Source organism: Desulfofundulus sp., from assembly GCF_049701015.1.
In the GTDB taxonomy this organism is placed as follows: Bacteria; Bacillota; Desulfotomaculia; order Desulfotomaculales; family Desulfovirgulaceae; genus Desulfofundulus.
The window spans coordinates 1-12,075 of the sequence record NZ_JBNATZ010000059.1; the positions used below are offsets into that span (position 1 = coordinate 1).

A 12,075-nucleotide genomic window follows, 5' to 3' on the forward strand; every position below is an offset into this window, starting at 1 on the left:
GTTTCCGACGAGGTTACCGGGGAGATCTGCGAGCAGTGCGGCCGGAACATGGTAATCAAGATGGGCCGTTATGGTAAGTTTCTGGCCTGTCCCGGCTTCCCCGAATGCCGGAACACCCGTCCCCTGCTGGAGCCTACAGGGGTACCCTGCCCTCACTGCGAGGGGGAACTGGTGGTGCGGCGCAGTAAAAAAGGCCGCAAGTTTTACGGTTGCAGCCGCTACCCCGATTGCGACTTTGTGGTTTGGGATGAGCCCTCCGCCGAGAAATGCCCCCGCTGCGGTGGTCTTCTGGTGATCAAAAAGGGACGGGGTGAACAGGAGGAACTGGAGTGTGTCAATGAGCAGTGCCGGTACCGGTTCGGCAGGGAAAGAGGGGATGGTTCCAATGGTGAAGCCGCCCGGGATGTGGCAGCGGGAATTGAGACGGTACCAGAAAAATCCTCCTTTGCGTCCTGGCACGAAAGTGCTTTGCAGCCGCCGGCAGGTACAAAACCGGGTCGCGCAGCAAACCCGGAAACTGGAGGAAGAAGTTGATGACCGAAGCAGTAACTGTTATAGGTGCCGGACTGGCCGGGGCGGAAGCTGCCTGGCAACTGGTTCGGCGAAAAGTGCCGGTAAAACTCTACGAGATGCGTCCGCAGAAATTTACTCCGGCACACCATACCGGCTATTTTGCCGAGCTGGTGTGCAGCAACTCCTTAAGGGCTGCGGCCCTGGAAAATGCTGTGGGGCTGTTAAAAGAAGAGATGCGACGGCTGGACTCCCTGATCATGGCCTGTGCTGATAAATACCGGGTGCCGGCCGGGGGCGCCCTGGCCGTGGACCGGGAGGGCTTTGCCCGGGCAGTTACTGAGATCCTGGAAAGCCACCCTCTGGTGGAGGTCTGCCGCGAAGAAGTTACTGATATCCCCGAGGAGGGTATAGTGGTCCTGGCCACCGGTCCCCTGACCTCGGAGGCCATGTCCCGGTCCCTGCGCGATTTGACCGGCATAGAGTATCTTTATTTCTATGATGCTGTGGCGCCCATAGTTACCCGGGAGTCCATCAACTTCGACAGGGTCTTTTGCTCCTCCCGTTACGGCAAGGGGGAAGGGGAGTACATCAATTGTCCTATGACCAGGGAGGAATACGAGCGTTTTCAGGAAGCTCTGGCCACGGCCGAAAGGGCGCCCCGCAAAGAGTTTGAGAAAGAGATTAATTTTGAAGGCTGTTTGCCCATCGAGGTGCTGGCGCGCCGGGGGAAGGATGCCATGCGTTATGGGCCTTTAAAGCCCGTTGGTTTAATTGACCCCCGCACGGGCCGGCAGCCCTATGCGGTCGTCCAGCTGCGCCAGGACAACGCCGCCGGTACCCTTTATAACCTGGTGGGGTTTCAAACCCACCTCAAGTGGGACGAGCAGAAACGGGTCTTCCGCATGATCCCGGGGCTTGAAGAGGCGGAATTCGTAAGGTTCGGTGTGATGCACCGCAACACCTATGTCAATTCGCCAATTCTGCTGTATCCCACCTTTGAGTGTAAAAAACGTGCCGGGCTTTTCCTGGCCGGGCAGATGACCGGGGTGGAAGGTTACGTGGAGTCGGCTGCTTCCGGGTTGATGGCCGGTATCAATGCAGCCAGGCTTTACCGGGGGCGGGAGCCCGTGGTTTTCCCTCCAGGGACGGCCCATGGTTCCCTGGCCCATTATATTACCAGCGCGGACCCGAAGCACTTTCAACCTATGAATGTAAACTTCGGTTTATTCCCTCCCCTGGATGAAAACATTAAGGACCGGCGCAGGCGTAACCTGGCCCTGGCCCAGCGGGCGCTGGAAACGCTGGAAGATTGGAAGAAGGAAGTAGACATCCATTACGTTTGAACGCCATTATCAATTCCAATTTTGCCGGGACCTCTCTCCGGAGCCCGAAGTCGACTGCTGGTCTGGCTTGCGAGGCTCACCGGAGCATGCGTGCCAACGGCATGCGAGCAGGAGTGAGCAGTTTGTACCCGTACATAGATAACTTTATCTACTACCTCCAACTGGAAAAGAACGCCTCCCCCCATACGCTGGAAAACTATCAGCGGGATCTCTTCCAGGGCCTTGATTTTTTTGCCCGGGCTTTGGGGAAACCCGACCACCTGGTCTTGCCTGGAGATATCGATCGCCAGTTGCTGCGGGCTTTTCTGGCACACCTGCAGTCCCTGGGGTTTTCCCGGGCCACGGTTGCCCGGAAGCTGGCCACCTGGCGTTCTTTTCTCCGTTATTTAACCCGTGAAGAAATATTGACCTCCAATCCTGCCGGCCACCTTTCTTCACCGAAAATTGAACGGAAGCTGCCCCGTTTTCTCTTTGCCGATGAGTGCCGGGCCCTGGTCGAAGCCCCTCCGGACGATAGTCCCCTGGGCCGGCGGGACCGGGCACTGCTGGAGACCCTTTACGCCAGCGGGATGCGGGTGGGAGAGCTGGTTGCTTTGAATCTGGATGACGTGGACCTGACCCGTTCCTTTATACGGGTGGCCGGTAAAGGAGCGCGGGAGCGGCTGCTGCCTGTCGGAGCGTTTGCAGTACGGGCCCTGGAAAAATATGTCCTGGCCGGCCGGCCGGCCCTGGCAACTGCAAGTTCCGGCGAAGCCCTTTTTCTCAATTACCGGGGCCACAGGCTTTCAGCACGGGGAGTAAGGAAAATAATCGACAAATATGTCCGTCAGATCTCCCTGGAGCGTCAGGTTAGCCCCCACATGCTGCGCCATTCCTTTGCCACCCACCTGCTGGACAACGGTGCCGATCTGCGGGCGGTGCAGGAATTGCTTGGGCATGTACGTCTGTCCACTACCCAGATTTATACTCACGTCACCAGGGAGAGGTTGAAAGAAGTATACAGCCGTACCCACCCCAGGGCCTGAGTTGCATTTGTGAGCAAAAAATTATACAATTATATGTTGATGTCCTTGAAAGGAAGGTTTTTATGTTTCATTCCACGACCATCGTGGCGGTCCAAAAAAACGGCCGGGTAGCCCTGGCGGGGGACGGCCAGGTTACTTTCGGCCAGCATACTATATTGAAACATCAGGCAAGAAAGATCCGCCGCCTGCACAATAACCAGGTGCTTGCCGGTTTTGCGGGGTCCGTAGCAGATGCCTTCACCCTTTTTGAAAAATTTGAGGGGAAGCTGGAGACTTACCACGGCCAGCTTCAGCGGGCAGCCGTGGAACTGGCGAAGGAATGGCGTATGGATAAATTTTTACGCCGCCTGGAAGCTCTCCTGGTGGTGGCCGACCGGCGGCACCTGCTGGTTCTTTCCGGGGGCGGGGAGGTTATTGAACCCGACGACGGGATTGCGGCTATTGGTTCGGGAGGCCCCTACGCCCTGGCCGCCGCCCGGGCCCTGGCCAAACATACGGATCTCTCCGCGGGGGAAATCGCCCGGGAGGCCCTGATGATCGCTGCTGGCATTTGCGTTTACACCAACGACAACATTACCCTGGAGGAACTATAATTTCACTAGCGCTGTTATGGTGCGGGGTTGTCGGTACAGGTACCGGTGTTGGCGATGAGAGCTGCACCGCACCTTACCGGGTCCATTGAATATTTACTTGAGGAGAGAGAAAGGATGGAGAACCTTACTCCACGCCAGATCGTGGCCGAGCTGGATAAATACGTGGTCGGGCAGAAAGAAGCTAAAAGGGCCGTTGCCATTGCCCTGCGCAACCGCTACCGCCGCAGCCGCCTCCCCGAAGAACTGCGGGACGAGGTGGTCCCCAAGAACATCTTGATGATTGGTCCCACGGGAGTGGGGAAAACAGAAATTGCGCGCCGGCTGGCAAAACTGGTTAAGGCTCCCTTTATCAAGGTGGAGGCCACCAAATTTACAGAAGTAGGTTATGTGGGCCGGGACGTGGAGAGCATGGTACGCGACCTGGTGGAAACTTCGATCCGCATGGTGCGCCAGGAAAGAATGGAAAAGGTCATGGACAGGGCGGCGAAAATGGCCGAAGAGCGGATCATCGAGTTGCTCGCGCCCCTGCCCCGTCAGGAAACACCCCGCAATCCCTTCGAGGCCATTTTAGGGGGCGCCTTCGGTAGCATCAACCGGCCAGGCAGTGAGAACGACCCCATGCAGGAAAGCCGGATCAAACGGGTGCAATTCGAACGGGAAGCCCTGCGGCAGAAGCTGGCCCGGGGCGAGCTGGAAAACGAATACCTGGAAATCGAAGTGGAGGATACCACTGTACCCACCCTGGAAGTGTTCACCGGTTCCGGGGTGGAAGAATTGGGCATCAATATCCAGGACGTGCTGGGGGGTATTTTCCCCAGGAAGAAGCGTAAACGCAAGGTAACGGTGGCTGAAGCCAGGAAGATCCTGACCCAGCAGGAAGCACAGAAGCTGATTGATATGGACGAAGTGACCAGCGATGCCGTGCGCAGGGCGGAGGAACACGGAATTATCTTCCTGGATGAGATCGATAAAATTGCCGGCAGGGAAGGTGGGGTCGGACCCGATGTTTCCCGGGGCGGGGTTCAGCGGGATATCCTGCCCATTGTAGAAGGTTCAACGGTCATGACCAAGTACGGGCCTGTAAAAACCGACCACATCCTTTTTATTGCAGCAGGAGCATTCCATATGTCCAAACCTTCGGACCTTATCCCCGAACTGCAGGGGCGTTTTCCAATTCGCGTCGAATTGTCAAGCCTTTCAGAAGAGGATTTCCTGCAGATTCTGACCGAGCCGGAGAACGCTTTAATTAAACAATACACTGCGCTTCTGGCTACTGAGGGTGTCAACGTGAAATTTTCACAAGATTCTCTTGTCGAAATCGCTAAAATAGCTTATACTGTTAATGAGCAAACCGAGAACATAGGTGCCCGGCGGTTGCATACTATTATGGAAAAGCTGCTGGAGGATCTGTCCTTTGAAGCACCGGAATTGCAGGGGCAAACAATTACCATCGACCGGGATTATGTCCAGCGAAAACTAGGCGACATAGTAAAGAACGAAGATCTGAGTCGCTACATTTTATAGGAAAGGAGTGCAGGCATGCGTAACCTTCTGGAAAAAACCCGTGCGTTGAACAAGCTTTTGCAGAAATCCGCCGGTTATCCGGTAGATTATACCGAGATGGCGGTTACCTTAAGTGAAAATATAGGTTGCAGTGTTTATATTATCGACCGGCGGGGTAAAGCGCTGGGTTATGCTTTTATGAAAGGTTTCAGCTGCGAGATCATGCGTGAAATGGTGGAGTCCCCCGAGGGTTTCCCCGAAGAATATAATGAATACCTTTTGCGTATCAACGAAACGCAGGCTAATTTTTGCCAGACTGTAAATGCATGCGTTTTCAATCACAACCAGCGCTGCAAGTTCAACAACAAGATAACCACGGTGGTGCCCATCGTGGGAGCCGGTTCTCGCCTGGGAACCCTTATCCTGGCGAGGTTTGGCAACAGCTTCACCGACGAGGACTTAATCCTGGCCGAGTACGGGGCCACCGTAGTGGGCATGGAAATACTGAGGGCCCGGGCCGATCGCATGGAAGAAGAAGCCCGTAAGCGTGCTGCTGTGCAGATTGCCCTGGGTACTCTGTCGTACTCCGAGCTGGATGCCGTGCAGCATATTTTTGAGGAGCTGGACGGGGACGAGGGCCTGCTGGTGGCCAGTAAAATAGCAGACCGGGTAGGTATCACGAGATCGGTAATTGTCAACGCCCTGCGTAAGTTTGAAAGCGCCGGGGTGATTGAATCCAAGTCCCTGGGTATGAAGGGCACCTACATCCGGGTGTTGAACGACAGGTTGCTCGAAGAGCTGGAAAAACTCAAACAGCATTAAACAATAATTTAAGAAGTGAAAAGGTTAATTGAACCACAGCCTTTATCCGGCTGTGGTTTTTTTTAAAGCCAGGTTTTTAAGCGCTCCTTGAATACTAAAATGCCCTGGCGGGTCACTTCAACGGCCCTGTCCCGGCGCAGTTCTCCCAGGATGCGGTTGGCCGTTTCCCGGGAGGTGCCCACCAGGTTGGCCAGTTCCTGGTTGGTCAGGGGTATGGTGATACGTATGCCATTTTCTTCCTCTTTGCCGTGTGTTCTCGCCAGTTCCAGGAGCACACCGGCCAGGCGGCGGGTGGTATCTTTTAAAGCCAGCTCCATGATCTGTCGCTGCGATACCCTCAAACGGCGGGCCATAATTTTCAGAAGAGCAAGAGCAATGGAAGGGTTGCTTAGAATGAGCGCATCCATATCCCGGTTGCGGATCACGCCTACATGGGCATCCGCCACGACTTCGGCACAGGCGGGGTATTCGCTGCCATCAAAAAGGACTACTTCGGCAAAAACCTCACCAGGGTTGATATAGTGCAGGATATGTTCCCGCCCTTCCTCATCCTGTTTGTAGATTTTGACCCTTCCTGATTTTAAAAGATAAACGGCTTCTCCGGGCTCTCCCTCCATAAAAATGATGTGCCCTTTCCGGTATTTCCTGTTCAGGATTAAACGGGCAATTTCTGCCAGTTGCTCATTTGAGAGCCCGGCAAAAAGAGGGATATGCCTTAGTTGCTCTATGTCTCCCGGCAAATACCTCACCTCTTTTAAAAAACACCCCGGTATTACTTTTTCTCCACAAATGAAAGTTTTCCCTGCAGGGCCAGGTGCAGGAGGATGAACATGGCGTGGGACCACCCCAGAGGCATTGCCCAGGCCGGCCCGCCCCGTTCTTTGTCTACCTGTTCGGGCAGCAGGCCGGTTGGGCTGGCATTATTCAGTGCCCACCGGTAAATCGTGCGGGCAGTATCATGTTCTCCGCGCAGTGTGTGGATGAGCCCCAACCACAGGGTGGTCAGCATCCACGGGTTTCCACCCCGGTAATCATCCCATTCGTAGCGGTGGATGCCTCCTGCCCGGCTGTTACCCAGTATGCGTGTAATGGTTTTCACGGTCGAATTGATTAAAGGGTCGCCTGGCTCCAGTACCCGGAAGGGGAACACCAGGCCCAGGAGGGCTGAATCGATGCGGGTATCCTTTGGCACCCAATAGATTTCGTAGATACCCGTGGGTTCATTTTCCTTCCAGGCCTGCTCGTTCCGCTCGAGGGCACACCGGTAATCATAACAACTGACCCGGCGGTTGATACCCCGCATAAAGCACTGCCGGTCGGGGTTCCACAGGTGGGTGAGAATGGACTTGCGGATAGTTTCCGCTGCGCGGCTCCATTCCTGTTCCTTCTCAGTTGCGCCGATACTTTTAGCCAGAGCTGCTGCCCCTGTCAGCCCTCCGTAAATGGCCGCCGCTGCGTAGGTGCTCTGGATAAAGTTGTCTTCCCACAGGTCCAGTCCCGGCTCGGGCAGTCCGTTTGGGGAAAGGTGTTCCAGCAGGTAAGCGGCTCCCAGGAGAGTTGAAGGCCAGATTTCATTTAAGAATTCCACGTCCCGTGTCAATTTGAAATGGTGGTGGTAACCCCACAAAACCGCTCCCACCTGGTCAATCTGTTTCCCCCAGGTAGGGGCCCAAAAACCATTGGTAAAATAGCGCTGCTGCCAGCTCCCGTCTGAATTTTGAACCCGGGCGGCGAAACAATAGAATTCCCTGGCTTCGCGGTGATAGCCGGCTTCATCCAGGGCCAGGGCAGTATACATCCCGTCCCGCGGCCAGCAATAACCGTATCCACCGCAGCCGGTATAAAAGGGGTCGAATTCAGGGGCTGCAATGCTGCCACCCGTCTCCCGGTTGGTCAGGATTTTTAGAACCGTGAGGGACAGCCGAAAGACGCGATTTCCCTCCCCCATCTCGTTCAAGATGGGCCGGTTTTCCAGCCAGCGTTCCCAAAAACCAGCCGTTTCTTCTCTCCAATATGCTCCTGACTTACCTGAAACCTTCGAGAGCAAATCGAGAACGGCAGCTTCGCTGGATGCAGCTGCCAGGTAGAGGGTCAGTTCACGGGTTTCTCCGGGCGCAATTTCTCCCATTTCCCAGGCTATAGCTCCGGCACCGGCACGAAGAGTGGAGGAATCACCGTAAAAGTCACCCCGGCTGGCTGGTTCAAGGGGATCGCCCGGGGTGTCCCGCCGGCCGGTATGGTACCCTGCCAGGGGATAACCCGGAACTCTCAAAGCCAGGAAAACATTTCGGCGGAATTGGATCAGTGTCTGGCTGCTTAAATCCAGGTATATGGTATCATAAAGAGGCGACTCGTCAATCAGAAAGGTGCAGTAGACCACTAAATTAAGGGTGCGTACCCGGTCGGAAAGATTGGTCACACGATACTGGCGGACGAGCACGTCTTCTTCAGGCAGAACAAAATCCGCCTGTTCTACTAAAAGGGCCACGTCGTCCCTGCGCCTCCAGGTAACAACTACGGGAGTTTCGTTCAGGTAGTGCTGTTCACCGTACCAGGGGGGCTCGTGCAGCCACCAGACCCCTTCCGGGGCAGGTTTTATCTGGCGGATGCCCGTGATAAACTGCCCCAGATGCTGTGCCTGGTCAATGTTAGGCCAGAACAAGCGGTAGAGTTCCCCGGTATTTTTAATGGTTACCAGCATCCGGCCGTTGCCAGTGACGGCGCCCGGCAGGAGAGGTAGTAGCTTCCGACGCATGAGAAAACCTCCGGAAAATATTTTTTACCTGTTACCACTGAAAGGTACCAGAGACATGGGGTGGAGTAAGGCAGATTTCCTTCCCTGGTATTTTATAGTTTACTGGTCCGGCTTGCTTCTGGCAACGAAAAATCCCGGTTTTTTTGCCGGGTGTTTCAGGCGTTAACTCTATGCCCGGGATCCAGCATCTAATTTAATTAATGCAGCAAGCGGTAATTTGTTCTTACCCGGGGTGTATAATGGGTATGCAAAATCTCTTTGGCCTTTTCGCTCAACGGGTGTCCGAGAAACTCCCGGTAAATTTGCTGTACGGCCGGGTTTTCATGGGCACGGCGGAGTTTCTTATTTAAATCAATTTTGTATAGTGCTTGAGCCCTCTGCATACGCCTTTCTACCATGTTGGCTTCCCGCCGGTTCAGTCGCCCCAGGATGGGTTGACCCCCTCCGCCAATACATCCTCCAGGGCAGGCCATGATTTCGATAAAATGAAATTTTTCTCCTCTCTTAATCCGCTCCAGCAGGCGGCGGGCGTTTCTGGTACCGTGGGCTACAGCCAGACGAAGCGTCTGGTTCTTCAGCTTAAGTCGTGCTTCCTTGATACCCCTCAAGCCCCTGAATTCCCGGAACTCCAGCCGGGTGGGCAGGTCCCTGCCTTCCAACAGGGCGTAGGCTGTGCGTATGGCTGCTTCCATTACCCCACCGGTAACTGCAAAAATGGCACTGGCTCCGGTAGATAACCCCAGGGGCTGGTCGAATTCTTCGTCCTCCAGTTCATCAAACCGGATGCCTGCCTGGCGGATCATGCGGACCAGTTCCCGGGTAGTCAAAACGTAATCCACGTCCCTTAAGCCCCGGGTTACCAGTTCCGGTCGTGCGGCTTCGAATTTTTTGGCCGTACAGGGCATCACCGCCACTACCACCATTTTTTCGGGATTTAGGCCTTCTTTTTCGGCATAATAAGTTTTGGCCAGGGCACCAAACATTTCCATGGGAGATTTACAGGTGCTCAGGTTGTCTAAAAATTCGGGGTAAAAGTGTTCGCAAAACTTAACCCATCCCGGACTGCAGGAAGAAATCAGAGGTAGCTTGCCATGACCTTGCAGTCGTTCCAGCAGTTCGTGAGCTTCTTCTACAATGGTCAGGTCGGCAGCCAGTTCAGTGGTAAAAACGCGGTCAAAACCCAGGCGACGCAGAGCGGCAGCCAGTTTACCCCGCACAACCGTCCCTGCTCCCAGGCCGAAAGCTTCTCCCAGGGTGACCTGGATGGCGGGGGCTGTCTGTACCAATACAAATTTATCCGGATCTTCAATAGCTCGCCATACCTCATCGATATATTCCCTCTCAGTAAGGGCGCCGGTGGGGCAAACCATTACGCACTGGCCGCAGCTGATGCAATCCACCTCACCCAGATCCTTGCCGAAAGGTGGGCCGATGACCAGGTCAAAACCCCGGTTGCGCGGACCCAGGACGCCAACCCCCTGTATCTCCCGGCAGACAGCCTCACAACGCCGGCACCTGATACACTTGTTATAGTCCCTGACAATAAAGGGATTTTTATTAGCTACGGGATAGCGACGCCGTTCCCCGTTAATCCTTACCCTGCGGATACCCATTTCATCAGCAAGGCGCTGCAACTCACAGTTAAGGTTCCGTACACAGGTCGGACATTCCCCCTGATGTTCCGTGAGTAAGAGTTCAACTACCCTTTTCCGGGCACGCCTGGCACGGGGGCTGTGCGTATAAACTTTAATGCCTTCACTGGCCGGGTAAACGCAGGAGGCCTGTAGAGCTCTCCTCCCGTTGGATTCGACTTCCACCAGACAGACCCGGCATATGCCGGCTTCGTGAACTCCGGGGAGGTAACAGAGGCTGGGGATATCAATACCTTCGGCACGGCAGATTTCCAGCAGGTTCATGCCTTTAGGTACTTCCACCGGCCGGTCGTTAATCCAGATTTTTACCTTCTCGTCCTCCGGCTGAGGAACGGGTTCGCATTGGCCGGGAGGTAATGGTGCCGTTTCCACTCTTTCCCCTCCATTCGTATTCTATTTCTATAACCGTTCGACTTGTCTTAGTGTTTAACAGGGGGTGTTTTTTAATGCGTTTTCGCATAGTTCATTTGCACGGGGTGCAAGCTAAAGGCGAGGTGAAATGAGGATGCGGCTGAAGCAAAACGTTGGTCCTGCCGACCGGCTGGCTCGCGTTGTGGGAGGTGTGGCACTGGCGGTTCTGGCCCGACCGCCTCTTGTTAAGGCCATGGGCATCTACTGGGCCCTGGAGGGAGTTCTGGGTTACTGCTTATGGTATGACCTTATGAATATAAGTTCTATTCCGGGTGAACAGGGTCAATCCCGGGAAGATGATTTTCCTATCCCCCGGGAAGCCGGGACTGATGCCGGGGTGCTTTCTTTTTCCCGGGAAAGGGTGGAGTCGGGTTGATTACCTCTTGACCTGACAGGCGGTTGTATGCTAAATTTTGGAGTGGAAAACGCTGCGAAAAAATCTGGTCCCCGCTGGGGGACCATTCATTTCACATACCTTTGATGTAACTTTCCTGTCCGCAATTGGAGCAGCGGTAGGAACCGAAATCTTTAATGGTGCGTGTAACATTTCCGCAGTAAGGACAACGGTGGGTGGTTACCTCAAAGAGGCCGCTTGAGAGCAGGATATAGGCGGCAACACCGGCTATAACACCCGTTACTGCGGCGGGTATCCGTAAGACAGTACCTGTTCCGGCAACCAGCAGCATGGCGGCTACAAAATAGAGCAGGCGTAAAAAAACCAGGAGCAATTCCAGACCGGGTGTTTTTATTTCTCCCGGGTGGTACATATTTCCCCCTCCCTTAAAAACAAGCTTTTAACTTGATTTATTTCGAGTGGGAAGAAAAAATTCCTGCCCCAGGGACCAAAAAATTGCCTGCCCTCCTTATTTTTCACCGTGCCGTTCCGAAGAGTACATTAAACAGCTTTTTATCAGGTAGCGCATTGGCATTGGGGGAGGGGAAAATGGTCGATGAGTACCCGAGACTGAAGGTAACCATCAGCGAAGATAAAATGAAAGCTTATGTTTCTGCCCCGGAGGAAACTGCCGCTCTGAAGCCGGAATCGGTTTACCGGGCGCTCCAGGAAGCGGGGGTAGTATTTGGGATCAAAGAACATGCCGTAACATCGTTTGCTGCGAACCCCGGCCCGGAGCCGCTGCTGGTGGCGGAGGGAAAACCGCCGCAGCCGGGTGTGGATGAACGGCTCGAGGTCTTTTTTGAGGGTGGTGCTTTTCCAGGAAGGGCTTTGGATGAGGAGAAGCGTATTGATTTCCGGGAACTCAACACCATTGTCTCTGTGGAAGCTGGTGCTTTGCTTGCATTAAAGCACCCCTCGCAGCCCGGGTTGCCGGGCAGGGCCGTGACCGGTGAGGAACTTCCTCCCCCGGCTCCACTGCTGCTGGAGCTACGGGCGGGCAAGGGAGTAGAACTGCAGGCTGAAGGTACCCGCGTGGTGGCCCTGCTTCACGGTCTGCCATG

12 protein-coding genes are annotated in these 12,075 nt (G+C 54.8%); 8 read left to right on the plus strand and 4 right to left on the minus strand.

The window, feature by feature from the left end; genetic code table 11:
• The 6 genes from ACPLUI_RS05590 to codY all read left to right on the plus strand — a co-directional run.
• The coding region (locus tag ACPLUI_RS05590) for a DNA topoisomerase family protein (protein ID WP_424659288.1) at nt 1-534 on the plus strand (534 nt) is incomplete at its 5' end.
• On the plus strand, nt 534-1,856 hold the full coding sequence (gene trmFO, locus ACPLUI_RS05595) for an FADH(2)-oxidizing methylenetetrahydrofolate--tRNA-(uracil(54)-C(5))-methyltransferase TrmFO (protein WP_424659289.1): 1,323 nt from the start codon (nt 534-536) through the stop codon (nt 1,854-1,856). The genes ACPLUI_RS05590 and trmFO, both read left to right, overlap by 1 nt.
• Before the next feature lie 122 nt (nt 1,857-1,978).
• Nucleotides 1,979-2,881: a tyrosine recombinase XerC gene (xerC, locus tag ACPLUI_RS05600; protein WP_424659299.1), complete on the plus strand. Its 903-nt coding sequence runs from the start codon at nt 1,979-1,981 to the stop codon at nt 2,879-2,881.
• A 62-nt stretch (nt 2,882-2,943) separates the two neighbouring features.
• Complete coding sequence (gene hslV, locus ACPLUI_RS05605; protein ID WP_424659290.1) at nt 2,944-3,474, plus strand: ATP-dependent protease subunit HslV; 531 nt, start codon at nt 2,944-2,946, stop codon at nt 3,472-3,474.
• Nucleotides 3,475-3,588: 114 nt separating this feature from the next.
• Nucleotides 3,589-4,998 (plus strand): ATP-dependent protease ATPase subunit HslU, encoded by a 1,410-nt coding sequence (hslU, locus tag ACPLUI_RS05610; RefSeq protein ID WP_424659291.1) that lies wholly within the window; start codon nt 3,589-3,591, stop codon nt 4,996-4,998.
• Nucleotides 4,999-5,013: 15 nt separating this feature from the next.
• Nucleotides 5,014-5,799, plus strand: a complete 786-nt coding sequence (gene codY, locus ACPLUI_RS05615) for a GTP-sensing pleiotropic transcriptional regulator CodY (RefSeq protein WP_424659292.1) — start codon at nt 5,014-5,016, stop codon at nt 5,797-5,799.
• Between the two features lie 62 nt (nt 5,800-5,861).
• Here codY and ACPLUI_RS05620 read toward each other — a convergent pair whose 3' ends face one another.
• The 3 genes from ACPLUI_RS05620 to ACPLUI_RS05630 form a co-directional block, all read right to left on the minus strand.
• Nucleotides 5,862-6,548: a Crp/Fnr family transcriptional regulator gene (locus ACPLUI_RS05620; protein ID WP_424659293.1), complete on the minus strand. Its 687-nt coding sequence runs from the start codon at nt 6,546-6,548 to the stop codon at nt 5,862-5,864.
• 23 nt (nt 6,549-6,571) lie between these two features.
• Nucleotides 6,572-8,554 carry a glycoside hydrolase family 15 protein gene (locus ACPLUI_RS05625; protein ID WP_424659294.1) on the minus strand — a complete coding sequence of 661 codons (1,983 nt, stop codon included), beginning with the start codon at nt 8,552-8,554 and terminating at the stop codon, nt 6,572-6,574.
• Between the two features lie 197 nt (nt 8,555-8,751).
• On the minus strand, nt 8,752-10,578 hold the full coding sequence (locus ACPLUI_RS05630) for an NADH-dependent [FeFe] hydrogenase, group A6 (RefSeq protein WP_424659295.1): 1,827 nt from the start codon (nt 10,576-10,578) through the stop codon (nt 8,752-8,754).
• A gap of 133 nt (nt 10,579-10,711) precedes the next feature.
• Between ACPLUI_RS05630 and ACPLUI_RS05635 the strand changes: the two genes are divergently transcribed.
• Nucleotides 10,712-10,993 (plus strand): YgaP family membrane protein, encoded by a 282-nt coding sequence (locus tag ACPLUI_RS05635; RefSeq protein ID WP_424659296.1) that lies wholly within the window; start codon nt 10,712-10,714, stop codon nt 10,991-10,993.
• A 91-nt stretch (nt 10,994-11,084) separates the two neighbouring features.
• Here the strand turns inward: ACPLUI_RS05635 and ACPLUI_RS05640 are convergent, their stop codons facing one another.
• Nucleotides 11,085-11,384: a hypothetical protein gene (locus ACPLUI_RS05640; protein ID WP_424659297.1), complete on the minus strand. Its 300-nt coding sequence runs from the start codon at nt 11,382-11,384 to the stop codon at nt 11,085-11,087.
• A gap of 176 nt (nt 11,385-11,560) precedes the next feature.
• Here ACPLUI_RS05640 and ACPLUI_RS05645 point away from each other — a divergent pair.
• Nucleotides 11,561-12,075, plus strand: a 515-nt coding sequence (locus ACPLUI_RS05645; protein ID WP_424659298.1) for a flagellar assembly protein A, incomplete at its 3' end; no start/stop codon positions are given.